At 59.5% G+C, this 23,794-nt stretch carries 22 protein-coding genes; 11 read left to right on the top strand and 11 right to left on the bottom strand.

Annotated elements, in window-relative coordinates; genetic code table 11:
* Nucleotides 1–30: 30 nt before the first annotated feature.
* Nucleotides 31–1,116 (top strand): tartrate dehydrogenase, encoded by a 1,086-nt coding sequence (locus AC236I_RS15795; RefSeq protein ID WP_004860370.1) that lies wholly within the window; start codon nt 31–33, stop codon nt 1,114–1,116.
* 35 nt (nt 1,117–1,151) lie between these two features.
* Here the strand turns inward: AC236I_RS15795 and ptsP are convergent, their stop codons facing one another.
* Complete coding sequence (gene ptsP, locus AC236I_RS15800; RefSeq protein WP_064359822.1) at nt 1,152–3,653, bottom strand: phosphoenolpyruvate--protein phosphotransferase; 2,502 nt, start codon at nt 3,651–3,653, stop codon at nt 1,152–1,154.
* A 308-nt stretch (nt 3,654–3,961) separates the two neighbouring features.
* On the opposite strand from ptsP, the gene AC236I_RS15805 reads away from it, so the two are divergent.
* The 5 genes from AC236I_RS15805 to AC236I_RS15825 all read left to right on the top strand — a co-directional run bounded on the left by AC236I_RS15805 (nt 3,962) and on the right by AC236I_RS15825 (nt 9,014).
* The gene (locus AC236I_RS15805; RefSeq protein ID WP_004860366.1) at nt 3,962–5,038 is read left to right on the top strand and encodes a PTS fructose transporter subunit EIIC; all 1,077 of its coding nucleotides are present in this window, start codon (nt 3,962–3,964) and stop codon (nt 5,036–5,038) included.
* A 20-nt stretch (nt 5,039–5,058) separates the two neighbouring features.
* The gene (locus tag AC236I_RS15810) at nt 5,059–5,379 is read left to right on the top strand and encodes a PTS fructose-like transporter subunit IIB (RefSeq protein WP_004860362.1); all 321 of its coding nucleotides are present in this window, start codon (nt 5,059–5,061) and stop codon (nt 5,377–5,379) included.
* A 139-nt stretch (nt 5,380–5,518) separates the two neighbouring features.
* Nucleotides 5,519–7,816 carry a formate C-acetyltransferase gene (locus tag AC236I_RS15815; RefSeq protein WP_445129882.1) on the top strand — a complete coding sequence of 766 codons (2,298 nt, stop codon included), beginning with the start codon at nt 5,519–5,521 and terminating at the stop codon, nt 7,814–7,816.
* Nucleotides 7,782–8,657: a [formate-C-acetyltransferase]-activating enzyme gene (locus tag AC236I_RS15820; protein ID WP_004860358.1), complete on the top strand. Its 876-nt coding sequence runs from the start codon at nt 7,782–7,784 to the stop codon at nt 8,655–8,657. Before AC236I_RS15815 ends, AC236I_RS15820 begins: the two co-directional genes overlap by 35 nt.
* Before the next feature lie 15 nt (nt 8,658–8,672).
* Entirely contained in the window at nt 8,673–9,014 is a 342-nt protein-coding gene (locus AC236I_RS15825) for a PTS fructose-like transporter subunit IIB (RefSeq protein ID WP_004860355.1), read from the top strand.
* A gap of 579 nt (nt 9,015–9,593) precedes the next feature.
* On the opposite strand, the gene AC236I_RS15830 is transcribed toward AC236I_RS15825, so the two are convergent.
* Complete coding sequence (locus AC236I_RS15830) at nt 9,594–10,361, bottom strand: phytanoyl-CoA dioxygenase family protein (protein ID WP_099843171.1); 768 nt, start codon at nt 10,359–10,361, stop codon at nt 9,594–9,596.
* A gap of 250 nt (nt 10,362–10,611) precedes the next feature.
* On the opposite strand from AC236I_RS15830, the gene AC236I_RS15835 reads away from it, so the two are divergent.
* Nucleotides 10,612–11,445: an AraC family transcriptional regulator gene (locus AC236I_RS15835; RefSeq protein ID WP_004860349.1), complete on the top strand. Its 834-nt coding sequence runs from the start codon at nt 10,612–10,614 to the stop codon at nt 11,443–11,445.
* Nucleotides 11,446–11,450: 5 nt separating this feature from the next.
* On the opposite strand, the gene AC236I_RS15840 is transcribed toward AC236I_RS15835, so the two are convergent.
* From AC236I_RS15840 to hpxU, 8 genes are all read right to left on the bottom strand, one after another.
* Nucleotides 11,451–12,356, bottom strand: a complete 906-nt coding sequence (locus tag AC236I_RS15840) for a GGDEF domain-containing protein (RefSeq protein WP_004860347.1) — start codon at nt 12,354–12,356, stop codon at nt 11,451–11,453.
* 338 nt (nt 12,357–12,694) lie between these two features.
* A complete protein-coding gene (gene hpxK / locus AC236I_RS15845) occupies nt 12,695–13,957 on the bottom strand; it encodes an allantoate amidohydrolase (protein WP_004860345.1) in 1,263 nt (420 codons plus the stop codon).
* A complete protein-coding gene (locus tag AC236I_RS15850; protein WP_004860342.1) occupies nt 13,954–15,195 on the bottom strand; it encodes a pyridoxal-phosphate-dependent aminotransferase family protein in 1,242 nt (413 codons plus the stop codon). The genes hpxK and AC236I_RS15850 overlap by 4 nt, the downstream gene beginning before the upstream one ends.
* A 15-nt stretch (nt 15,196–15,210) precedes the next feature.
* Complete coding sequence (locus tag AC236I_RS15855; RefSeq protein WP_004860340.1) at nt 15,211–15,948, bottom strand: amino acid ABC transporter ATP-binding protein; 738 nt, start codon at nt 15,946–15,948, stop codon at nt 15,211–15,213.
* Nucleotides 15,929–16,585 carry an amino acid ABC transporter permease gene (locus AC236I_RS15860; RefSeq protein ID WP_015584686.1) on the bottom strand — a complete coding sequence of 219 codons (657 nt, stop codon included), beginning with the start codon at nt 16,583–16,585 and terminating at the stop codon, nt 15,929–15,931. The genes AC236I_RS15855 and AC236I_RS15860 overlap by 20 nt, the downstream gene beginning before the upstream one ends.
* The gene (locus AC236I_RS15865; protein ID WP_004860336.1) at nt 16,585–17,250 is read right to left on the bottom strand and encodes an amino acid ABC transporter permease; all 666 of its coding nucleotides are present in this window, start codon (nt 17,248–17,250) and stop codon (nt 16,585–16,587) included. Before AC236I_RS15865 ends, AC236I_RS15860 begins: the two co-directional genes overlap by 1 nt.
* 9 nt (nt 17,251–17,259) lie before the next feature.
* Nucleotides 17,260–18,045 (bottom strand): transporter substrate-binding domain-containing protein, encoded by a 786-nt coding sequence (locus tag AC236I_RS15870; RefSeq protein WP_004860334.1) that lies wholly within the window; start codon nt 18,043–18,045, stop codon nt 17,260–17,262.
* Between the two features lie 213 nt (nt 18,046–18,258).
* Nucleotides 18,259–19,098 (bottom strand): MurR/RpiR family transcriptional regulator HpxU, encoded by an 840-nt coding sequence (hpxU, locus tag AC236I_RS15875; protein WP_004860331.1) that lies wholly within the window; start codon nt 19,096–19,098, stop codon nt 18,259–18,261.
* 166 nt (nt 19,099–19,264) lie between these two features.
* On the opposite strand from hpxU, the gene hpxW reads away from it, so the two are divergent.
* Genes hpxW through hpxZ form a run of 4 tightly spaced genes read left to right on the top strand, consistent with a single transcriptional unit; the run spans nt 19,265 to nt 22,823 of the window.
* Nucleotides 19,265–20,848 carry an oxamate amidohydrolase gene (gene hpxW / locus AC236I_RS15880; protein WP_004860329.1) on the top strand — a complete coding sequence of 528 codons (1,584 nt, stop codon included), beginning with the start codon at nt 19,265–19,267 and terminating at the stop codon, nt 20,846–20,848.
* Between the two features lie 9 nt (nt 20,849–20,857).
* Nucleotides 20,858–21,046 (top strand): oxalurate catabolism protein HpxX, encoded by a 189-nt coding sequence (hpxX, locus tag AC236I_RS15885; protein ID WP_004860327.1) that lies wholly within the window; start codon nt 20,858–20,860, stop codon nt 21,044–21,046.
* On the top strand, nt 21,043–22,440 hold the full coding sequence (locus AC236I_RS15890; protein ID WP_239613500.1) for an AtzE family amidohydrolase: 1,398 nt from the start codon (nt 21,043–21,045) through the stop codon (nt 22,438–22,440). Before hpxX ends, AC236I_RS15890 begins: the two co-directional genes overlap by 4 nt.
* Entirely contained in the window at nt 22,437–22,823 is a 387-nt protein-coding gene (gene hpxZ, locus AC236I_RS15895) for an oxalurate catabolism protein HpxZ (protein WP_071359281.1), read from the top strand. Before AC236I_RS15890 ends, hpxZ begins: the two co-directional genes overlap by 4 nt.
* A 34-nt stretch (nt 22,824–22,857) precedes the next feature.
* Here hpxZ and puuE read toward each other — a convergent pair whose 3' ends face one another.
* A complete protein-coding gene (puuE, locus tag AC236I_RS15900; protein WP_004860320.1) occupies nt 22,858–23,790 on the bottom strand; it encodes an allantoinase PuuE in 933 nt (310 codons plus the stop codon).
* Nucleotides 23,791–23,794: the final 4 nt, after the last annotated feature.

Consider the following 23,794-nt stretch of genomic DNA (forward strand, 5'->3'; position numbering starts at 1 on the left):
AATTTTCATCGCTGATAAGTGAGAACCGGTATGAAGAAAAGCTGTCGTATTGCCGCCATCCCAGGAGACGGGATAGGTAAAGAAGTGCTGCCTGAAGGTATTCGCGTCTTACAAGCCGCGGCTGAACGCTGGGATTTGTCATTAAGCTTTGAACAGATTGAATGGGCCAGCTGCGACTATTATGTCCGCCACGGTAAAATGATGCCCGACGACTGGCATGAGCAGCTCAAAACCTTTGATGCTCTCTATTTTGGCGCCGTCGGCTGGCCCGACACCGTAGCGGATCACGTCTCACTGTGGGGCTCGCTGCTCAAGTTTCGCCGCGAGTTCGATCAGTACGTCAACCTGCGTCCGGTGCGCCTGTTCCCCGGCGTTCCCTGCCCGCTGGCGGGTAAAAAAGCCGGCGATATTGATTTCTACGTGGTGCGGGAGAATACCGAAGGGGAATACTCCTCGCTCGGCGGACGCGTGAACCCCGGGACCGAGTATGAGATGGTGATTCAGGAGTCGGTCTTCACCCGCCGCGGCGTAGACCGGATCCTGCGCTACGCGTTTGAACTGGCGCAAAGCCGCCCGCGTAAAACCCTGACCTCCGCCACCAAATCCAACGGGCTGGCCATCAGCATGCCTTACTGGGATGAGCGCGTAGAAGCCATGGCCCGGGAGTATCCTGAGATCCGCTGGGACAAACAGCATATCGATATTCTGTGCGCCCGCTTCGTCCTCCAGCCGGAACGCTTCGACGTGGTCGTCGGCTCAAATCTGTTCGGCGATATCCTCTCCGATCTTGGCCCGGCCTGTACCGGTACCATTGGCATCGCCCCGTCGGCGAACCTGAATCCGGAGCGTACCTTCCCGTCTCTGTTCGAGCCGGTCCACGGCTCAGCGCCGGATATTTACGGTCAGAACATCGCCAACCCGATAGCGACTATCTGGGCGGGCGCCATGATGCTGGATTTCCTCGGCGCCGGCGATGCGCGTTATCAGGCCGCCCATGACGGTATTTTACAGGCTATTGAGCAGGTTATCGCCAGCGGGCCGAAAACGCCGGATATGAAGGGGGATGCCTCGACCCGGCAGGTCAGCGAAGCCATCTGCCAGGCGATTTTGCGCTAACCCGCCTCTCCGGCGGCACCGTTCCGCCGGAGAAACTACAGCTCCAGCTCGCGCTGCAATAACCCGGCGATGGCCTCGCTGCTGTCGGCGGTGACCAGCGCGTGACGAAACGCCTCGTGCATAATGCGCCGCGCCAGACGAGAGAAGATGCGCATATGCTGATCCCCGGCGGCATGTTTGTTCAGCGTCAGCATAATCACAAATTGCGCTTCGTCCTCTCCCCACGCCACCGGCCGGGCCAGGCGAGCCACGCTGATGGTGGACTGCTCAATATGTTCCGACTTGCTGTGCGGAATGGCAAAGCTGAAGCCCAGCCCGGTGGAAAATACCGCTTCGCGCGCCCAGAGATCGGCCTCCAGCTTACGCGGGTAGCGGCAACGCCCCGCCAGCAGCAGATTGTCGGTCATGCCTTTCAGCACCTCTTCTTTACTGCGCCAGTCGCTGTTTAAGGTAATGCACTGCGTGGTAATCAGCGGCGCGTCCTGCTGGGCCATGCGGAACTGAGCTAATAAATGTTCCACCTCCAGCGAGGTGCGACACTGCATAGCCTGGTTCAGCAGCTGGCGACAGGCCCGACTATCCAGCCGGGCCAGACGCGCTTTCGTCGCCGGAATCGCCGGCGCGCTCATGCTCAGTTCATCCAGCCCAAGTCCCACCAGCAGCGGCAGCACCGAGCCTTTCGCCCCCAGTTCACCGCACAGACCAATCCATTTCCCCTGCCGATGTACCGCCTGCACGGCGTAGTCCAGCGCGCGCAAAAAAGCCGGGTTGAGGCTGTTGTAGTGGCGCGTGACTTTGCTGTTATCACGATCCACCGCCAGCAGATACTGCGTCAGGTCATTGCTGCCAATACTGAAAAAATCGATCTCTTCACAGCACTGGTCGATGATAAACATCACCGACGGCACTTCCAGCATGATGCCAAACGGGATCTTCTCATCGAACGGAATATGTTCATCGCGCAGGGATTGCCTGGCTTCGGCCAGCCTTTCTTTCACCCACAGAATCTCCTCCATCGAGGAGATCATCGGAATCATAATTTTCAACGAGCCGTGCGCCGAGGCGCGCAGAATCGCCCTGAGCTGCGTGCGGAACAGCGTCTGGTACTCTTCGTAAATTCGCACCGCGCGATAGCCGAGGAAGGGGTTGTTTTCCGCCGGGATATTGAGATAGGCCACCGGCTTATCGCCCCCGATATCCATGGTGCGAATAATAATGCTGCGGCCCTTCGCCGGTTCCAGCGCCTGACAAAAAATATTATACAGCTCATCTTCGGACGGCGCGCCGGGCCGGTCCATATACAGCATTTCGGTACGAAACAGGCCCACCGCCTGTGCGCCGTTGCCAAACGCCGCGGCGGCTTCAACGGAGTGGGCAATATTGGCCGCCACCTCCAGACGCAGGCCATCTTTTGTGACCCCGTCTTTATCAAACCACGCCTGCTGCTGACGACGTAACTGCGCCGCGGCCCAGGCCTCCTGCTGGTAGTAGCGCGTCACCGCCTCATCCGGGTTAACCGCCACCAGCCCGGCATTGCCGTCGATATATACCGGTTGCCCCACCCACGGCTGCAGCGCCGCCATCTCCACGCCGACCAGAGTCGGAATATTAAACGAACGCGCCAGAATCACGGTATGCGAAGTGGTCCCGCCGCCGCTCAGCAGCAGGCCTTTCAGCAGCGTTTTATCCAGCTCAAGAAACTGGCTGGGCGTTAACTCATCGGCAAGACAAATCGCCGGGACGGTCAGCTTACCCGGAGCCGGGAAGCGGGACTCGCCGTAGATATGCTGCAGAAGCTGGAAGCAGACATCGCGGATGTCCAGCACCCGCTCCTGTAAATAGCGGTTGCCGGAGTCGTGGAACTGAGCGCAGAAGTGCTCGCCGCTGGCGACGATCGCCTGGGCGCAGCTCAGGCCGGTCAGCAGCCCGCCAAGCAGATGCTGGCGTAGAGAAGCATCCGTCGCCAGCGAACGATGCGCCTCCAGAATGGCGCCGGCGGTTCCGTCGTTATCCAGCAGCCGCAGCTCGATATTTTTAACCAGCAGCAGCAAACCTTGATCCAGCAGCGCCTGCTCGTGCTCAACATTCCCGGCAGCGGGCAGCGGGCCCGGGTCGCGCAGATCGAAAGATTTCAGCCGGGTGAGCGTGCCCCCGGCGCTCCCGGCACACACTGGCCGCCCGTGCAACAGGATGGGATTCAGCCGCGACAGCGATTCCGGAACCGGCTGTACCTCTGGACTTTCCGCCGCCGGCAACGGCGTATCGCAGTGCGGAAATTCATCCTGAATAAATGCCGACAGGGCAGCAAGCGCCCGCTGCTCATCCTCACCGCGGATAATTAACTGGCACTCGTCGCCCTGTATTGTGTTGGTGGCAATAATAGCCAGCGCGCTTTTCGCATTGCCGCGCAGGTCGCTGCGCGTATTCCACCAGTCAACAGAAGACAAAAAGGTATTGCATAGCGTTTCTACCAGACTAGCCGGACGGGCGTGGACGCCATTTGGCAAATCACAACGGAATTTAATAACCTGGGCCATTGGCTTTCTCCTGAGCAAGACATCATTGCCTCAACGGTAAAGAAAGCGCGCCGCAGGAACTACGCGAGAAAAGAGTGAATTACTGGAAAATTGTACACAGAGATCTTTTTTCTGTTCCGGCTCACAATTCTCTCGTTTGCTCGCAACATTCCCCCATAACACCTAAGATTTGAGGTGGATCGCAATTTCACGCGCACCTTACAAATATCCAGTAAATGCACTTTTTCTCTACTGTTTTCTCCCCCGCCATTTTCCTACTGTTGAAGCAACAATACTGTCACGAGCGTTAGCGCGCTCAGGAGCAAGCAATGAACGAACTGGTGCAAATACTAAAAAATACACGCCAGCATCTCATGACCGGCGTCTCACATATGATCCCCTTTGTGGTCTCCGGCGGGATCCTCCTCGCCGTCTCGGTCATGCTATACGGCAAAGGCGCCGTGCCCGATGGCGCGACGGATCCCAACCTGAAAAAACTGTTTGATATTGGCGTCGCCGGACTGACCCTGATGGTGCCTTTTCTGGCGGCCTATATCGGCTACTCCATTTCTGACCGCGCGGCGCTGGCCCCGTGCGCCATTGGCGCGTGGGTCGGCAACAGTTTTGGCGCCGGTTTTTTCGGCGCACTGATCGCCGGGATGATCGGCGGCCTGGTGGTTTACTACCTGAAGAAAATCCCAGTCCACAAAGTGCTGCGCTCCGTGATGCCCATTTTTGTTATCCCCATTATCGGCACTTTTATTACGGCCGGGATCATGATGTGGGGGCTGGGTGAACCTATCGGCGCGCTCACCGCCGGTCTGACAACCTGGCTACAGGGCATGCGCGAGGGCAGCATCGTGCTTCTCGCCATCATCATGGGGCTGATGCTGGCCTTCGACATGGGGGGGCCGGTCAATAAAGTGGCCTACGCCTTCATGCTGATTTGCGTCTCCCAGGGGGTTTATAGCGTGGTGGCTATCGCCGCCGTCGGGATCGCCATTCCGCCGCTGGGCATGGGTCTGGCGACGCTGGTGGGTCGCAAATACTTCACGCCAGAGGAGCGAGAAGCGGGCAAAGCCGCGCTGGTCATGGGCTGCGTTGGCGTGTCGGAAGGCGCCATCCCCTTCGCGGCCGCCGACCCGCTGCGCGTCATCCCGTCGATCATGATTGGCGCCGCCAGCGGCTGCGCGACGACCGCCCTGCTCGGCGTTCAGTGCTACGCCGGCTGGGGCGGACTGATTGTCCTGCCGGTGGTTCAGGGTAAAGGCGGGTTCATCATCGGCCTGCTGGTCGGGGCATTGGTCAGCGCCGCCTGCGTCATCGTGCTTAAAGCCCTCACCAGGAAGAAAGCGTCAGAAGCCAAAGCCGATGACGAACTGGATCTTGATTTCGAAATTAACTGAAACCGCAGAAGGAATAGTTTATGACCAGGATTATCGCCGTTACCGCCTGCCCGTCCGGCGTCGCACACACCTACATGGCAGCGGAGTCGCTGGAGAGCGCCGCCACAGCCAAAGGCTGGCAGGTCAAGGTGGAGACCCAGGGCTCCATCGGTATTGAAAATGAGCTGTCGGCAGACGATGTCGCCAGCGCCGATATCGTGATTCTGACCAAAGATATCGGCATCAAGAGTGAAGAGCGGTTTGCCGGTAAAACCATCGTTCGCGTCAATATCAGCGATGCCGTGAAGCGGGCTGACGCCATTATGAACAAAATCGACAGCCATCTTTCGCAGAAAGCCTGAATACCGTCGCGCGCAGCGACGCTGCGCAAAACTCAGCGCCCCGCTCCACGAGCGTCATAGTGACCGGCAGTCCGTGCGCAACGCGCGTCGCGAATTGCCTCAATCCGCGCGTGGAGAGGGCGTTCACATGGAGTTTGTCATGACCAATCGTACCCAACGCTTAATAGCGGGCCTGTTCGCTCACCCGCGGGAAATCTCGCTCGAACGCGCCCTGCTCTATACCGAAAGCCACAAACGCACCGAGGGGGAGCCGACGATGATTCGTCGGGCGAAGGCCACCGCCTGGATCCTTGACCATGTACAGATTTCGATTCGTAATGATGAACTGATCGCCGGCAACCGGACAATCAAACCGCGCGCCGGCATCGTCTCGCCCGAGATGGACCCCTACTGGTTGCTTAACGAGCTGGATCGGTTCCCGGTTCGCCCGCAGGATCGCTTCGCCATCAGCGATGAAGACAAGCGCATCTACCGTGAAGCGCTGTTCCCGTACTGGGAAAAACGCTCGATGAAAGATGTTATTAACGCCCAGATGACCGACGAGGTGAAAGCGGCGGTAGGCACGCAGATTTTCAGCATCAACCAGACCGACAAGGGCCAGGGGCACATCATTATCGATTATCCCCGCCTGCTGAATAAAGGACTGGCGGCGCTGGCGACGGAAATGAAAAGTCTGGCCCGACAGCATCCGGAGAACGACTTTTATCAGGCGGTGCTGATTTTACTGGCGGCCTCGCAGCGCCACATTTTGCGTTACGCCACCCTCGCCGCTGACATGGCCCGCCGCTGCGACGATCCGCAGCGACGCCAGGAGCTGGAGACGATTGCCGCTCATTCGCGCCATAACGCCGCGCATCGCCCGGAAGATTTCTGGCAGGCCTGCCAGCTGTTCTGGTACATGAACATCATTCTGCAGTACGAGTCCAACGCCAGTTCGATTTCGCTTGGCCGTTTTGACCAGTATATGCTGCCGTTTTATCAGGCGTCGTTAACCCGTGGCGAGGATCCCGCGTTGCTGAAAACGCTGCTGGAATCGCTGTGGGTCAAGTGCAACGATATTGTCCTGCTGCGCTCATCCAGCAGCGCCCGCTACTTTGCCGGCTTTCCGACGGGCTATACCGCCTTGCTCGGCGGCCTGAGTGAGACCGGACGCAGCGCGGTAAACGTGCTCTCCTTTCTCGCGCTGGATGCCTACCAGAACGTCCGTCTGCCGCAGCCCAATCTCGGCGTGCGCGTCAACGAACTGATCGACCGCCCGTTCCTGCACAAAACGGCGGAAACCATCCGCTTAGGTACCGGGATCCCACAAATTTTCAACGACGAAGTGGTGGTTCCGGCCTTTCTCAACCGCGGCGTCTCGCTGGAGGATGCGCGGGATTATGCCGTCGTCGGCTGCGTCGAACTCTCTATCCCCGGCCGCACCTATGGGCTGCACGATATTGCGATGTTCAACCTGCTGAAGGTCATGGAGATCGTGATGCTGGAGAACGAAGGTAACCCCGATATCAGCTGGGACGGGCTGATTCAGCAGATCCGCGAGAAAATCCGCTACTACATCAGGCTGATGGTCGAAGGCAGCAACATTTGCGACCTCGGCCACCGGGATCAGGCGCCGGTTCCCCTGCTCTCTTCGTTTATTCAGGATTGCGTGTTGCACGGAAAGGACATCACCGAAGGCGGCGCGCGCTACAACTTCTCCGGCGTTCAGGGAATTGGTATCGCCAATCTCAGCGACTCCCTGCATGCGCTCAAGGGGATGGTCTTCGAGCAGCAGCGCATGAGCTACGACGAGCTGATTCAGGTCCTCAAGGCCAATTTCCAGACGCCGGAAGGCGAGAAAATCCGCGCCCGACTGGTTCACCGCTTTGAAAAATATGGCAACGATATCGACGAGGTAGACAATATCAGCGCCGACGTGCTGCGCTTTTACTGTAAAGAGGTTGAGCAGTACCGCAACCCGCGCGGCGGGCACTTCACCCCCGGTTCCTATACCGTCTCGGCGCACGTTCCGCTCGGCTCGGTGGTCGGCGCAACGCCGGATGGCCGCCTGGCCGGCGAGCAGTTAGCCGATGGCGGTCTGTCGCCGATGGTCGGCCAGGATTCTCAGGGGCCAACGGCGGTCCTGAAATCGGTCAGCAAGCTGGATAACTACCTGCTCTCCAACGGCACGCTGCTGAACGTGAAGTTCACCCCGGCGACCCTGAGCGGAGAGAGCGGGCTCAACAAGCTGGCCGATTTCTTACAGGCTTTCACCAGCCTGAAGCTACAGCATATCCAGTTTAACGTGGTCAACGCACAGACGCTGCGCGAAGCGCAGCAGCGCCCTCAGGATTTCGCCGGCCTGGTGGTACGCGTCGCGGGCTACAGCGCCTTCTTTGTGGAGTTATCGAAGGAGATCCAGGATGACATTATCCACCGCACCACGCATCAACTGTGACGTTATCGAGACGCGCGCCGACCGGGCGCGCATTTTCAATCTCCAGCGCTACTCGCTGAACGATGGCCAGGGGATCAGAACCGTCGTCTTTTTTAAAGGTTGCCCGCATACCTGCCCGTGGTGTGCCAACCCGGAATCCCTCTCCCCCCAAATTGAAACCGTGCGCCGGGAAAGCCGGTGTCTCCACTGCGCTCGCTGCCAGCAGGACGTCGAAGAGTGCCCTTCCGGCGCATGGGAGCAAATTGGCCGCGATGTCACTCAGGAAGCGTTGCTCAAAGAGGTTCTGAAAGATGAGATCTTTTTTCGCGCCTCGGGCGGCGGCGTCACGCTATCGGGTGGAGAGGTGTTGATGCAGGCCGGGTTTGCCACCCGTTTCTTACGCGCGTTGCGCCAGTGGGGGATCCACACGGCGATAGAAACGGCGGGCGACGCCGCCTTCAGCCGCGTTTACCCTCTTGCCCAGGCATGCGACGAAGTGCTGTTTGATCTGAAAATGATGGATCCCGGGCAGGCCAGAGAACAGCTCGCCCTGAATCTCCCCCGGGTGCTGGAAAATTTCAGCCGGCTGGTGGAAAATGGCGTTCACGTCATTCCCAGAGTGCCGCTCATTCCCGGCTTTACCCTGTGTGAAAAGAACTTCAGCCAGATTCTCTCCTTCCTGGCGCCGTTTGCGCTGCCTGACATTCACCTGCTGCCGTTTCACCACTATGGCGAACCGAAATACTCGCTGTTGGGCAAGAGATGGGCGATGGCAAAGGTCGGAGCGCCATCGGCAGCAGAGATTAACCGATTCACTCTCATGGCTGAACAAGCTGGTTTTCGCGTAACTGTCGGTGGCTAATGCCCGGAGGATGCTATGGATCTCAAGATCGTTGCGGTCACGGCCTGCGTGAGCGGCGTGGCCCATACCTATATGGCGGCGGAGCGGTTACAAAAAGTCGGCCACCACGAAAAGTGGCAGATCAAAATCGAAACCCAGGGCGCGCTGGGGATTGAAAATAAAATTACCCCCGACGATATTGCCGGGGCCGATGTCGTCCTGCTGGTTACGGATATTGAAATCGACGACGCCAGGCGCTTTTGCGGCCAGCGCACGATTAAAACCAGCATCAAAACGTTTTTACTTCAGCCGCAGCAGATCGCTGAAGCGGTAAAAAGCATCATGAAAAAGCCGGTCGTCTATTTAGAGATCCCCTGAGAGCGGGCTGGCGCATTCCACTGCTTCTCAGGAACGACGAACCGCTATCGTCTGCCGGTTTGTCGCCCGGACAGCAGAGCCGCGCCGCCGAACCGACAAGGGATGCCGGGCCGTAGCCCGGGCAAATAATTTATCCCGCCGCCCGGGAGTCTCTCCCCGGTGACGCTGCGCTTACCGGGGCTACTTGATACCGCACCGACAAGGGATGCCGGGCCGTAGCCCGGGCAAATAATCTATCCCGCCGCCCGGGAACCTCTCCCCGGTGACGCTGCGCTTACCGGGGCTACCTGATACCGAACCGACAAGGGATGCCGGGCCGTAGCCCGGGCAAATAATTTATCCCGCCGCCCGGGAACCTCCCCGGTGATGCTGCGCTTACCGGGGCTACCTGATACCGAACCGACAAGGGATGCCGGGCCGTAGCCCGGGCAAATAATTTATCCCGCCGCCCGGGAGTCTCTCCCCGGTGGCGCTACGCTTACCGGGGCTACCTGATACCGAACCGGCAAGGGATGCCGGGCCGTAGCCCGGGCAAATAATCTATCCCGCCGCCATCTGGCAAAAAATGGACGCCCGGGCTTACTCCACATCCAGCAGCCATTTTTGCGCCGGCGTCAGGCGACTGGCGGTTTCCGGCTTTAGCCAGCGCCGCTGGTCCTGCTGCGCGCTGTCCTGGCGGTCAATGTATAAACCGTGCAGCACCCGTCTTCTGCTGCCGGTGGTATTACAGGTTCCGCCGTGCCAGGTATGTGCGTTATAAATCATTACGCTCCCCGCCGGGGCGGCAAACACCACCTCATCCGGGTGCGGCAGTTCAGGGTCGCTCAGGACCTCCTCGGGCAGCTCCGGGCGCAGATGCGTACCGGGAATAATTCGCGGGGCGCCATTCTCAGCACTCAAATCATCGATTGCCCAGATGGTATTCACCAGATGCACTTTGGGAAAATCGGGACGCGGTTTTTTCCAGTCGGCATGTAGCGGCTGGTGGCCGCCGTTAACCAGCGCCTCGCGCGCATTCAGGCTGGACACTTTAAAATCGCCCTGAAAAATATAGCGGCAGGCCGACAGCACCAGCGGATGGGACCACACCTTCTCCCAAATCACCCCTTTATTCACCAGGTTGGCAATGCGCGTCGCGGTCGCCTCCTGATGGTGTTCTATGGCCAGGTTATCCCCCTCGCTCTCGACAAGCGTATCGATGAGCTCGCGCATCGCCGCCAGCCACGCCGGGTCGGCCAGATGATGCACCACGGTGTAGCCAAGCGTATCCAGCTCCTGTTTCATTTTGTCGGATAAGGCGATGTTGGCGCCGAGGGCATCCAGATAGACAGCAGATTGATGTTCCATATTTCCTTTCCTTAACCTTTCGATAACACGAAATAAACTCTAATCGTCGGCCAGGGGAAATACATGAGGCGATTCCTACGAAAAACTGGACATCCGTACGCGGGGAGGCAAAGTGTGATGATCGTCAAACTCTGAGACTCAGGCGGCCGCAGGCTGGCTCTGCGCGCTCAATCGGGCGAACTAAAAGAGATCTGCGGATATTAAATAGATTATATTCAACAGGATAATAGTTCGCTCTCGGGGTGAAGGGATGATTGAAGATCTGCCGGATATTTTAAATCGTCTGGTCAATCAGAAGGACAGGCTGCTGGTCAGGTTCCCGGAACCGGATATTTCTGTCCCGGAACTGGCCTATCAGGTCGCGTTTCCGCGTCTGGAGATTGTGCTGGAGGGCGAGCTGCGGGAGAACGGTTTACCCTTGTCCGATATGGTGCTGTCAACATCGCAGGTGCTTTATGTCCAGGCGGGAAAGTGGACCTGCCCGCAGTGGACCGGTCAGGCATCGACCTTAAGTATTTTATTTGGCAGACAAAAGCTGGGGTTTTGCATCCAGCACTGGGACGGTAAACGGCTGCGAACGGAGAAACAAAGCGTCGCCCGCCTGGGGCCGCGCGTGGGCTCTTATCTGCTGCTGGCGCTGAACGAAATCTGTCTGCAGCCAGACCCGGTCACCGCCCGGCTTGTGGTGTCGGCGCTGCTGAGCCACTGCCTTGAACAGCTGGTCGGCCTGGAGATGCGGGTCAGCCGCAGCCGCGATCTGTTTATGGCGGTACAGGATTATCTGGAGGAGAATCTCAGCCAGCCGTTAACCCGCGAATCGGTGGCAAAACGTTTTCATATCACCCCAAACTACCTGTCGCACATTTTTCAGAAATCGGGTTCCGTCGGTTTTAACGAATACCTGACCCGCGTCCGGCTGGAGCAGGCCAAAAAGCTGCTGCGGGGTTACGACTTAAAAGTCAAAGAGATTGCCCACAACTGCGGCTTTATCGACAGCAACTATTTTTGCCGGGTGTTTAAACGCTATACCGAACGTTCGCCTTCCGAATATCGCCGCCATTGTCGCAGCGCGCAGCAGGGGTAGCGGCCTCAGGATGCGGCCCACTCGACGCGTCCGCGGCCGTTATGTTTAGCCTGGTAGAGCGCTTCATCCACCTTCTTAATAAACGCATCCTGCGCTTCATCTTTTTCACGCATGCCGACGCCAATGCTGACCGACAGCGGATAATCATGATTAATCAGAATGGAGCGGACATTCTCCAGAATGGACTGCGCCAGGTTGCGCACCTCTTCGGCCGACATTCCGTCAACAATAATGGCAAACTCTTCGCCACCAATCCGGGCCGGCAGAATTTTATCGCTGGTTAATTTTGCCAGCTGTTTACCCAACGCGAATAGCACCTCATCGCCCACCAGATGGCCGTAGGTATCATTTATCTTCTTGAAAAAATCAATATCCAGAATCATCAGCGCCAGCTGATGGCCCTGTTTTTCCCGGATAGTATCAATGAAAAAGCGCCGGTTAGGCAGTTGAGTCAGCTCGTCTTTTAACGATTGAGAACGCGCGTCCACGTACAGCACGTTAATACGCTCGATAATTTTGTAGATGCCGATAGTCGTCAACAGCATGCCGGAAAGACGGAGCAGATCTTCGCAGTAATAGCCCATCCATTTCGGCTGGACAAATATCTCGTCCATTAAATCAAAGGTGCCGCCGGCTATCCAGAGTAACAGCCCGTAGCGCACCCAGTTTACCGCGACATAGCTCATTCTGACTTTTGCCGAAATCCATAACATAAACACCAGGAACAATAAGGCTAACAGATCAATATACAGCCCGGCGTTGGCGAAGATAACCTCCCAGGGACCTAATGGTTTCGATATCACGACACACAATGTGGAAACGGCGATAATCACCAGTAATGCGGGGAAAAGATTCATCCCGGAACGGGAGGACTGCGTCTGTATATTAATACTCTTATCTGAATTCAGCATCGGCATGTCTCTCGTCAGCAGCATATCTTTTCACAAGGTAGCATAACAGTCGGGGAATTTTCAGCGAATAAAAATGATGATTATCTGAGGGTTAAAGGCGTCATCGATGCTTGACAAGAAGAGCAGACTGACCCCGCGGAATTATTCCAACTGACTACCAATCCATGGCGACGAGGTCAGTGCCGCGGATGGTATAGAGTTCATCACCCGCACATTTAGCACTTTGTGCTACTTTCGCGTAAAAATAGCCCTTCACTGCGGTCAATCTGCCGCCGGTCAGCGGCCTCCAGCGCGGCGCCGGCGCAGAAGAAGCCGCGAGTGCGACCGCGCGGGACGACTTATGCGTTTTCGGCCAGCGCCCAGGTCGCGCGGCGAAACGCGGCAATAGCCAACGCCACATCCTGCCGGGTCACGGACTCCGCCGGGTGGTGGCTGACGCCGCCTTTGCAGCGCACAAACAGCATACCTACCGGCCAACGTTCGGCGATGGCGATCGCATCGTGCCCGGCGCCGCTCGGCAGGGACAGCGAGCGCCCCTGAACCTCGTTGACGGCTTGCGTCAACACCGCCTGTAGCCGCCGATCGCAGGCGGTCGCGGCGATGTGGTAGAACGCTTCGGCGGCAAAGTGCAGATGGCGACGAGCGGCTATCGCCTGCGCGGCATCCAGCAACGTGGCGAGCAGCGCGTCGAGCGGACCATCCTGCGGGCCGCGAATATCCAGCGTCAGCGCCACCTCGCCGGGAATGACGTTAACCGCGCCCGGGGAGCAGCGCAGCGTCCCCACCGTAGCCACCAGGTTTCCCCCGTGCTGCCGGGTTGTCGTCTCAATGAGGACCATCCATTCGGCGGCGGCGGCCAGCGCATCCCGACGCTGACTCATCGGAACCGTTCCGGCATGGCCCGCTTCGCCGGTAAAACGGCAGTTCAGGCGGCGGGCACCGTTGATCGCCTCCACCACCCCGAGCGCCAGCCCCGCTTGCTCAAGGCACGGCCCCTGCTCAATGTGCAGCTCCAGATAACCAGCGATATCCGCCGTCGGACGCGCGGCCAGACTGACTCGCGCAGGATCAAGCCCGACCTGCACCATCGCCTGCGCCACGCTGATCCCCTGGGCATCGGTCTGCGTCAGCCAGCTCTCTGGCCAGGTTCCCGTCAGGCCGCGGCTGCCCAGCAACGTGATGCCAAAACGGGTCCCTTCTTCATCGCAGAAACCCACAATCTCTATCGCTTTCGCCAGGCGACGCCCCTGCTGATGCAGGTTTTCCACCACGTCAATCGCCGTGAGCACCCCCAGCATGCCGTCGTAGCGCCCGGCATTGCGTACCGTATCCAGATGCGACCCCAGCAGAATTGCCGGCGCCCCCTCCTGCTCGCCTTCATAGCGCCCGCAAATGTTCCCGACGCTATCCTGCCAGACGGTCATCCCCGCCTGCGTCATCCAGCGCGCCACCTGCTGATTGGCCTGCAAATGCTGCGGCGAGAGATACACCCGGGTCAGTCCTTCTGCCGTTTCGCTGATCGCGGCCAGCTCATCGGCGCGGGCCATCACCCGCTCCGCGGCCGCCATCATCTCCGCCTGCTGGCGTGTTGATTGATTCATCGCGCACTCTCGCTGCAATAGTGATCCCACGCCGCCTGCATCGCCGCGCCCTGGGTGGTAGAGAATTTCAGGTAATTCAGTACCGACTCCAGAGCGCTGAGCGTGGTCAGCACGCAATCTTTCCGCGCGTTATAGCCCATAGTGCCGATGCGCCACACTTTGCCATGCAGCGGGCCAAAGGAGGTGCCGATCTCAATGCCGAAATCTTCCAGCATCAGTTTCCGTACCTGGTCACCGTTGATGCCCTGCGGAATCATGACGCCGAGCACGTTGTTCATCTTATGTTGCAGGTCGCCAAAGGTCTCCAGCCCCATCGCCTGAATGCCTTTGAGCAGCGCATCGCCATGCAGCTTATGCCGGGCGATCCCCTGATCCAGCCCCTCCTGCAGGATCAGGCGCGCGCATTCGCGGGCGCCAAACAGCGCCGATGTAGCTTCGGTGTGGTGATTCAGGCGCTCCGGCCCCCAGTAGTCCATCACCATGCCGAGGTCGAAGTAGTTGGAGTAAACCATCTCATCCACACCATCAAGGTGGGCGTCGGTACGAATGCCCTCCTCCACGCATTTGCGGCGGCGAATCACCTCCTCCATGCGCGCGCTGAGGGTAATCGGCGAGGTTCCGGACGGGCCGCCGAGGCATTTCTGCATGCCTGCCGACACCGCATCCAGCCCCCAGGCATCGGTCTCCAGGGCGTTGCCGGCCAGCGAGGCGGTCGCGTCGGTGTAAAACAGCACCTCGTGACGGCGACAGATATCGCCCAGCTCCGCCAGCGGCTGGAGCATGGTGGTCGAGGTGTCGCCCTGCACGGTCAGCAGCAGGCGCGGACGCACGCGTTTGATGGCGTCTTCAATCCGATCGGGAGTGAAGACTTCGCCCCACGGTACCTCGATGGTGTGAACCTCGGCACGACAGCGGCGGGCGATTTCGCACAGCAGATGGCCGAAGCGGCCAAATACCGGCACCAGCACCTTATCGCCAGGGCGAATAGCCGATACCAGAATCGCTTCGATTCCCGCGCGCGAGGTGCCGTCCACCAGCATCGTCCAACGGTTTTCGGTACGGAACACCCCGCGATACAGCGCCATGACCTCATTCATATAGTGGGTCATCGCCGGATCGTACTGACCAATCAGCTGACTCGACATGGCGCGCAGCACGCGCGGGTCGGCGTTAATCGGCCCCGGCCCCATCAGCAGGCGCGGCGGCGGGTTGAGTTGCGAAAATTGAGCGATATCCATTTTAGAGTCCTTTGATTAATTCAGGCCGCGAACGGAGGAGATAAACTGCTTCAGTTCATTGGTCTGCGGGTTGGCAAACAGCGTTTTACTGTCACCCTGTTCCCAGACCCGTCCCTGATGCATAAACACCACCCGATCGCCCACTTCACGGGCAAAATTCATTTCATGGGTGACGAGAATCAGCGTCATTCCCTCAGCAGCCAGCTGCTCAAGAACCTTGAGCACTTCACCCACCAGTTCAGGATCCAGCGCCGAGGTAATCTCGTCACACAGTAACACCTTTGGCGACATCGCCAGCGCGCGGGCAATCGCCACCCGCTGCTGCTGGCCGCCGGAGAGACTGGAAGGATAATAGTCCAGCCGATCGCCAAGACCGACCTTCTCCAGCATTCGCTGCGCCAGCTCACGACATTCGGCGGCGCTTTTTTTCAGCACCCGTCGCGGCGCCAGCATGACGTTTTCCAGCGCGGTCATGTGCGGAAACAGGTTAAAGTTCTGGAACACCATCCCGACGGAACGGCTGATCTCGCGGGCCTGCGAATCGCGGTCGGTGATGGTCATGCCGCCCAGTTTGATGCTGCCATCCTGATAACCTTCCAGCCCGTTGATGCAGCGCAGCAGCGTGCTTTTTCCCGAGCCGCTACGGCCAATAATGGAAATCACCTCGCCCATCTCGATGTCCAGATCGACACCTTTCAGCACGTGGTTGTCGCCGTAGTACTTCTGCATCTGATTAATGGTGATGAGAGGCATTGAATTTATTCTCCAGATAGCGGCTGTAGCGGGACAGCGGGTAGCACAGAATGAAGTAGCCCAGCGCCACCAGCGCAAAGACTTTAAACGGCTGATAGGTGACGTTGGTCAGCATCGTGCCGGCTTTGGTCAGCTCGACGAAGCCGATAATCGATGCCAGCGCGGTACCTTTCACCACCTGCACCGCAAACCCCACGGTGGGCGCAATGGCGATACGCAGCGCCTGCGGCGCAATGACGCGAAACAGCGTCTGGGCGAAACTGAGGCCCAGACAGCGCGAAGCTTCCCACTGCCCTTTCGGCAACGCGCGGATGCTGCCAAACCAGATATCAAGTAAAAAGGCGCTGGTGTAGAAGGTCAGCGCCATCGACGCAGCGGTCCACGGCGAAACATCGATGCCGAACAGCGCCACGCCGAAAAAGGCCAGAAACAGCTGCATCAGCAGCGGCGTCCCCTGAAACAGTTCGATATAGCCGCGAATCAGACGTCTGACCTGGCGTCCGCCGGTCAGGCGCAGCAGCAGCAGCGGCAACGTCACCAGCGCGCCGCCGATAAAGGCCACCAGCGACAGCAGCACCGTCCAGCGGCCGGCCAGCAGCAGATTGCGAATAATGTCCCAGTCGGTAAAGGTGACCATCATGCCTGCACCCCCAGCCATTTTCGCCCTGCCGCCATCAGCAGCTGACGCAGCGTTATCGATAACACTAAGTAGATCCCCGTCGTCACCAGATAGACCTCGAAGCTCAGAAACGTCCGCGACTGGATCAGGTTGGCGGCAAAGGTCAGCTCTTCATAAGAGACCTGAGAAACCACCGACGATCCCAACATCACGATAATGCACTGACTGACCAGCGCCGGATAAATCCGCTGTAGCGCCGGCGGTAATACCACCCGGATAAAGGTCTGCGTGCGGCTCAGCCCCAGCACGCGCCCGGCCTCCCACTGCCCTTTTGGCGTCACCTGGATCCCGGCGCGGACAATCTCGGTACTGTAGGCGCCAAGGTTGACCACCATCGCCAGCAGCGCGGCTTCACCCGCCGTCATCTTGAGCCCGAGGTTAGGCAGCCCAAAGACGATAAAAAACAGCTGGACCACGAACGGCGTGTTGCGAATCAGCTCCACATAGCCGCCCCAAATCCGACTCAACCACGATGGCCGCCCGCTGCGAATGGCGGCCCCCAAAATGCCGATAGCCAGGCCGCCGATCGTGGCCATGACCGTCAGTTGAATAGTCACCCACAGCCCGGCCAGCAGCTCCGGCCAGTGCGGCCAGAGCGCAGAAAAATGAAGTTGTTCCGTCATTCACTGACCTTATGCGGAAAAGTCGGCGGGCAACGGCGCTTTCAGCCACTGCTGCGATAACGCGTTGAGGGTACCGTCTTTGATGCCTTGCTCAATCAGCGCATCCACTTTGGCTTTCAGCGCCGGTTCATTCTTTTTCAGACCAATCACGCACGGCGAATCTTTCAGCATAAAACTCGGTACCGGCGCTTTCGCCGGATTCTGGCGGGCGATCGCCGCTACCACCAGGTTCCCGGTCGCCACGTACTGTACCTGGCCGGAGAGATAAGCCGACAGCGTGGTGTTGTTGTCTTCGTAGCGTTTAATCTGCGCCTCTTTTGGCGCGATACCGGTCAGCACCATATCTTCCACCGCACCGCGGGTCACGCCGATAGTTTTCCCGCTCAGCGCCGCCGCCTCTTTGATCTCCGCCCCTTTCGGGCCAAACACGCCGAGGAAGAACGGCGCATAGGCGCGGCTGAAATCAATCACCTTCTCGCGCTCGGCATTCTTACCGAGGCTGGAGATCACCAGGTCAACTTTATCGGTTTGCAGATAAGGTACCCGGTTGGCGCTGGTGACCGGCACCAGCTGCAGCTTGAGCTTCATCTGACTGGCAAGGTAACGCGCCATATCGATGTCATAGCCCTGCGGCTGGAGATCGGTTCCCACCGAACCGAACGGCGGGAAATCCTGCGGTACCGCAATGCGAATCACGCCGCGCTTTTCAATATCCTGCAGCTGGTCGGCTTTTGCCGCTGTGATTTGCGTGAACAGACAAGCGGCCCCGGCCAGTGCGATCAGCAGTTTTTTCATGATGTTTACCCGTTACGTTAGTATGAAACAAAAGATTCTTTAAATAAACTTCTGCAACTAATGTGCCAGATACAAAAAATGAGAGGGCCACGCCAGAAAGCGCAAAAAAAGAGAGAATAAACAGGATATAGCGGAAAGAAGTGGGAAAACGGAGCTCATTTCCCCACTATTTTATTGCACCAAAAAAGAGCAAAGCACCAGCCTGAGGCCCCATTATCGTTGCTCAAGCTCGTCCAGCTGCTGATAGAGGGTGGCTATATCGTGGATACGCGGACGGCCTTTATCGAGAATTTCATGTAAAAACGCATTCGCCAGCAGGTTGATCAAGCTGTTTACCGAGCTGTAGCTGTCATAGGCCGAGACGCTATCCAGGGGGGCGCACAGCTGCCAGCGGGACAGCGGAAACAGGCTGTATGCCTGCGGTTCGCAAATCAGCAGTACCGGAATACCGCGCAGCTGGAGCTGCTGCAACAGCGGGCGAATAATGCGCGGACGGCGGCGAAAAGCCATAACCACCACCAGATCGTCCGCCGTCAGATCCACCAGCTCTTCGCTTAAACTCTGCCCCGGCTGCGGCAGCACCTGTACCTGCCCGCGCGCCTGCAGCAGCTGCTGGCGCAGGTGCAGCGCCACCGGCCAGGAGTTGCGCATTCCGATGATCGCAATGCGCCGGGCATCGACCATCCCGCTAATCGCATCGGCAAACTGCTGCGCGTCGAGCGCATTGACCCACTGCGTCAGATTCGCCATTTCCTGTTTATAGTGCCGCGCCAGCAGCGTGTTCCCCTGCACCGCATCGCGATGATCGGTCAGCGGCATTCCGCTCTGGCGTAACGTGCGCAGCTCATCGCGCATATCCTTATATTTTTCGTAGCCCAGCCGCTTAAACAGACGGCTCACCGTGGCTTTTGACACCCCGCTCAGCTGCGCCAGCTCGGCGCTGTTATAGCTAATCAGGTCGTCGAAGTGATCGAAAATAAAATCCGCCACCCGCTGTTCCTGAGGCGACAATGAGGCATATTGCCCTTTCAAGCGTTCATCCAGTTGTTCCATACGGCCTCTGTAACTTTTGTTTCATCAAACTATACATGATGTGAGCCCTTTCATAATGCATGCCAGTTTAAGAAAAAGGTCCGGCCCCCTGACGAATGAAACTTTACGCTCAAAGTGGAACAGCTTTTGCAGCGTTGGCATCACGTTTGGATCATGAGGACAACCCATGCAGAGTAATGTATCCGCCCACGGGATGGCGGTCGCCCCGCACCATCTGGCCAGCCAAAGCGCGGTTGCCGTGCTGCGCGAAGGCGGCAGCGCGATAGAAGCCATGGTCGCCGCGGCGGCCACCATTGCGGTGGTTTACCCACATATGAACGGCCTGGGCGGCGATGGCTTCTGGCTTATCGTCCCGCCGGAGGGCGAACCGATAGCCATTGACGCCAGCGGCGCGGCGGGGTCGCTGGCCACCCCGGAAGCCTACGCCGGGCTGGCGCAAATTCCGCACCGCGGGCCGCAAGCGGCGCTGACCGTCGCCGGGACCGTCAGCGGCTGGGATGAAGCGCTCAAGATCTCGCAGACGCTGACCGGAAAAGCGCTGCCGCTGGCGCGCCTGCTGGAGGATGCGATTCGCTATGCCGCTGACGGCACGCCGGTGACGGCGTCCCAGTCCAGCGCCAGCGCCGGAAAACTCGCCGAACTCCGCGACCTGCCGGGGTTCGCCGAGACCTTTCTGGTCAACGGCCAACCGCCGGTCGCCGGCAGTCGGTTTCGCCAGCCCGCGCTGGCATCAACGCTTAAGCAGCTGGTCGACGATGGCCTCGACAGTTTTTATCGCGGCCCGCTGGCCCGCCGTCTGGCTGCGGGGATGGCGGCCTGCGGCCTGCCCGTCACCCTTGCAGACCTCCAGCAGCATCGCGCCCGTCGCCCTGCGCCGCTGAAGCTTCAGCACCAGCACGGCGAATTGTGGAATCTGGCGCCGCCCACGCAGGGACTGGTCTCGCTGGCGATCCTCGGGATTACCGACCGGCTGGCGATGCACGATGCCGATGACGCGCAGACCGTGCACCGTATCGTCGAGGCCACCAAGCAGGCTTTTGGCCTGCGCGATGCCCACATTACCGACCCCCGTCATCTCGACGTGGATATTCAAAGCCTGCTCGACCCGCAGGCGCTCCAGCAGCTGGCCGAAAACATCGACGATCGGCAGGCCGCCCCCTGGGGAGCGGGAAAAGGCCCCGGCGACACCGTCTGGATGGGGGTGATAGACAGCAGCGGGCTGGCGGTCTCCTTTATTCAAAGTCTTTATCATGAATTTGGCAGCGGTGTCGTCCTGCCGGATAGCGGGATCGTCTGGCAAAACCGCGGCGCCTCGTTCAGTCTCGACCCCGCGCATCTGCTGGCGCTGGCGCCAGGCAAACAGCCGTTTCATACCCTCAACCCCGCCGCCGCGCGCCTTAACGATGGCCGGGTCATGGTATATGGGTCAATGGGTGGGGATGGCCAACCGCAAACTCAGGCGGCCATTTTCACCCGCTACATTCTGCAGGGCATCCCGCTGCAGGAGAGTATTTCGCGCCCGCGCTGGCTGCTGGGCCGGACCTGGGGACAAACCTCAGATTCACTGAAGCTGGAAGGTCGCTTCCCGCCGGATAGCATCGCCCGTCTACGGGCGCTGGGTCATGACGTGGAGGTGCTGGCCGATTATAGCGAAGCCATGGGCCACGCCGGCGCCATCGTCCGCCATCCCAACGGCCTGTTTGAAGGGGCCTCCGATCCACGCAGCAACGGCTCCGCCGCCGGTTATTAGGAGACCAACATGACGCATAGCGTAAACGACTGGCGCGCTTATCTGGCGCAAATGGAACACCTGCTGGCGCTGGAACTGGACGACACCCGCCGCGGCGAGCTTCAGCTACAGTTCGCCCGCATTGCCGCCATGGCTGAGCCGCTGATGGCCTTTCCCCTCGATGAACGCCTGGAGATTGCCGGAGTGTACAAAGCATGACGCTGACTGAGATGACGATTGCTGATATTCAGCGCGCGCTGGCCGAGGGTGAGCTGAGCGCCAGAGAAATTGCCCGCCGCACCCTGGACGACATGGCGCAGGTTAACCCGCAGATTAATGCCTGGACGCAGATCACCGAACGCCGGATGCTCGCCGAAGCCGACCAGATTGATGCGCTGTGTCGAACCCGTCAGCCGTTACCGGCGCTGGCGGGGGTCCCCTACGCGGTAAAAAATCTGTTCGACGTTGCCGGGGAAACCACCCTCGCCGGCGCACAGCTGTTCAGCGACCGCCCGCCTGCCGTCAATGACGGCTGGGCGGTACGGCAGATCTGCGCGGCAGGCGGCCTGCTTAGCGGAATGGTCAATATGGATGCCTACGCCTACGGGTTCACCACCGAAAACAGCCACTATGGCGCCACCCATAATCCGCACGATCTGCAGCGTATTGCCGGCGGCTCTTCCGGCGGTTCGGCAGCGGCGGTTGCCGCCGGGCTGGTTCACTTCTCTCTGGGAAGCGATACCAACGGCTCAATCCGCGTCCCGGCCTCCCTGTGCGGCATTTTTGGTCTGAAACCGACGTTTGGCCGCCTGTCGCGTGCGGGCAGCCATCCGTTCGTCGCCAGCCTCGATCACATTGGCCCGTTTGCCCGCTGCGTCGACGATCTGGCGGCGGTGTACGATGCCTTACAGGGGCACGACCCCGATGATGATGCCCAGGCGGACGAAGCCGTTGCCCCCACTCGCCAGCGGCTGGAACGCGGGGCGGAGGATCTGCGCTGCGGAGTGCTGGGCGGCTATTTCAGCGACTGGTGCGATAGCGACGCCCGTGCCGCCGTGGCACGTGTGGCGCAGGCCCTTGAGGCCCGCGAAGAGCATGTTTTCCCCGAGGCGGAGCTTGCCCGTTCGGCGGCGTTTATCATCAGCGCCTCCGAAGGGGGCAATCACTATCTGCCGGCGCTGCGGCGTGAACCGGCTCGCTTTGAACCGAACTCGCGGGAGCGTCTGCTGGCCGGGGCGATGATTCCTTCGGCCTGGTATCTTCAGGCGCAGCGTTTTCGGCGCCATGCCCGGGAGGCGATAAAATCGCTGTTTCACCACGTCGATGTACTCATCGCCCCGGCGACGCCGTGCAGCGCCACCCTTATCGGCCAACCGACGATGACGATCAACGGCGAGATGCTGCCCGTTCGCGCCAGTATGGGCATGCTCACTCAGCCCATCTCGTTCCTTGGCCTGCCGGTGGTGACGGTCCCGTTGCGCACCGCGTCCAACCGCCCCATTGGCGTGCAGCTGATTGCCGCGCCGTTTAATGAACTGGCCTGTCTGCGCGCCGCGCGCGCGCTGGAACACGCGGGCATCAGCGAGGCCCGCCCTGCGGAGAGAGCACGATGATCAATCAGGATAATATTAACCGGCCGCGCGTTCTGGCCGAGGTAACGGCCGCCTTTTACCGCTACGAAGAGGCGCTGGTCAGCAACAACATTGCGGTGCTGGATGAGCTCTTCTGGCACGATAAACGGACGGTGCGCCTGGGCGCCGGCGAGAACCTCTACGGTATCGATGAAATTCGCGCCTTTCGCGCCGCACGTCCGGCGGCGGGATTACAGCGCGAATTACGCCACACCGAGATCGTCACCTTCGGCGAGGATTACGCGGTGTGCAGCACCGAGTTTACCCGCGCCGGCAGCGATCGCATCGGCCGCCAGCAGCAAACCTGGGTCCGCTTTCCTTTTGGCTGGCGGATTGTTGCCGCGCAGGTCAGCCTGATGAGCTAGCCCGGCGCTGAGCCGGGCTACCCGGGAACGACAGCTATTCCCGGTACGGATGGACTTCGCGCCAGTGCGTGGCGATCTGCTGGCGCGTACAGACCCACACCCGCTCGTGCTGCTGGACATAATCGAGGAAACGCTGCAGGGCGCGGAAGCGCCCCGGCCGGCCAAGCAGGCGACAGTGCATACCGATAGACATCATCTTCGGCGCATCTTCCCCTTCTTCATACAGCACATCAAAACTATCTTTCAGGTAGGTATAAAACTGCTCAGCGGTATTGAACCCCTGCGCGGTGGCAAAGCGCATGTCGTTGGCGTCGAGGGTATAGGGGACGATCAGATGCGGCTTGCGCGAACCGTCGCCGCACGGCACCTCGGTCCAGAAAGGTAAATCATCGCCATAGTAGTCGCTGTCATACTCGAAACCGCCGTGTTCCACCACCAGCCGCCGCGTATTGGGACTGTCCCGCCCGGTGTACCAGCCGGTTGGCGGCTTGCCGAACAGGTCTGTTAAGACGTGCACTGCCTTGTGCAGATGCTCGCGCTCCATGTCGCTATCCATATGCTGATAGTGGATCCAACGCCAGCCGTGGCTAACCACGTCGTAGTCGGCGGCTTTAATCGCCGCGACGATATCGGGGTGACGCGCGAGGGCCATCGCCACGCCGAACACCGTCAGCGGCAGCCCGCGCCGGCTGAACTCCTGATGAATGCGCCAGAACCCGGCGCGGCTGCCGTACTCATACAGCGAGTCCATCGACATGTGCCGGTCCGGGTAGCTGGCGGCGCCGATAATATCGGAGAGAAACTGCTCGGAACCGGCGTCGCCATGCAGAACATGGTTTTCCGCCCCCTCTTCATAATTGAGGACAAACTGCACGGCAATGCGCGCCTGGTTCGGCCACTGCGCGTGCGGCGGTTGACCGGCGTATCCTCGCAGGTCGCGAGGGTAATTCTGTGCTGCTGACGTCATCTCC

This window comes from Klebsiella sp. Sb-30, assembly GCF_057652795.1.

Bases quoted from the DNA above. Each gene is read 5' to 3' on its own strand.
- AC236I_RS15795 (WP_004860370.1), top strand. From the start codon at position 31: ATGAAGAAAAGCTGTCGTATTGCCGCCATCCCAGGAGACGGGATAGGT.
- ptsP (WP_064359822.1), bottom strand. From the start codon at position 3,653: ATGGCCCAGGTTATTAAATTCCGTTGTGATTTGCCAAATGGCGTCCAC.
- AC236I_RS15805 (WP_004860366.1), top strand. From the start codon at position 3,962: ATGAACGAACTGGTGCAAATACTAAAAAATACACGCCAGCATCTCATG.
- AC236I_RS15810 (WP_004860362.1), top strand. From the start codon at position 5,059: ATGACCAGGATTATCGCCGTTACCGCCTGCCCGTCCGGCGTCGCACAC.
- AC236I_RS15815 (WP_445129882.1), top strand. From the start codon at position 5,519: ATGACCAATCGTACCCAACGCTTAATAGCGGGCCTGTTCGCTCACCCG.
- AC236I_RS15820 (WP_004860358.1), top strand. From the start codon at position 7,782: ATGACATTATCCACCGCACCACGCATCAACTGTGACGTTATCGAGACG.
- AC236I_RS15825 (WP_004860355.1), top strand. From the start codon at position 8,673: ATGGATCTCAAGATCGTTGCGGTCACGGCCTGCGTGAGCGGCGTGGCC.
- AC236I_RS15830 (WP_099843171.1), bottom strand. From the start codon at position 10,361: ATGGAACATCAATCTGCTGTCTATCTGGATGCCCTCGGCGCCAACATC.
- AC236I_RS15835 (WP_004860349.1), top strand. From the start codon at position 10,612: ATGATTGAAGATCTGCCGGATATTTTAAATCGTCTGGTCAATCAGAAG.
- AC236I_RS15840 (WP_004860347.1), bottom strand. From the start codon at position 12,356: ATGCTGAATTCAGATAAGAGTATTAATATACAGACGCAGTCCTCCCGT.
- hpxK (WP_004860345.1), bottom strand. From the start codon at position 13,957: ATGAATCAATCAACACGCCAGCAGGCGGAGATGATGGCGGCCGCGGAG.
- AC236I_RS15850 (WP_004860342.1), bottom strand. From the start codon at position 15,195: ATGGATATCGCTCAATTTTCGCAACTCAACCCGCCGCCGCGCCTGCTG.
- AC236I_RS15855 (WP_004860340.1), bottom strand. From the start codon at position 15,948: ATGCCTCTCATCACCATTAATCAGATGCAGAAGTACTACGGCGACAAC.
- AC236I_RS15860 (WP_015584686.1), bottom strand. From the start codon at position 16,585: ATGGTCACCTTTACCGACTGGGACATTATTCGCAATCTGCTGCTGGCC.
- AC236I_RS15865 (WP_004860336.1), bottom strand. From the start codon at position 17,250: ATGACGGAACAACTTCATTTTTCTGCGCTCTGGCCGCACTGGCCGGAG.
- AC236I_RS15870 (WP_004860334.1), bottom strand. From the start codon at position 18,045: ATGAAAAAACTGCTGATCGCACTGGCCGGGGCCGCTTGTCTGTTCACG.
- hpxU (WP_004860331.1), bottom strand. From the start codon at position 19,098: ATGGAACAACTGGATGAACGCTTGAAAGGGCAATATGCCTCATTGTCG.
- hpxW (WP_004860329.1), top strand. From the start codon at position 19,265: ATGCAGAGTAATGTATCCGCCCACGGGATGGCGGTCGCCCCGCACCAT.
- hpxX (WP_004860327.1), top strand. From the start codon at position 20,858: ATGACGCATAGCGTAAACGACTGGCGCGCTTATCTGGCGCAAATGGAA.
- AC236I_RS15890 (WP_239613500.1), top strand. From the start codon at position 21,043: ATGACGCTGACTGAGATGACGATTGCTGATATTCAGCGCGCGCTGGCC.
- hpxZ (WP_071359281.1), top strand. From the start codon at position 22,437: ATGATCAATCAGGATAATATTAACCGGCCGCGCGTTCTGGCCGAGGTA.
- puuE (WP_004860320.1), bottom strand. From the start codon at position 23,790: ATGACGTCAGCAGCACAGAATTACCCTCGCGACCTGCGAGGATACGCC.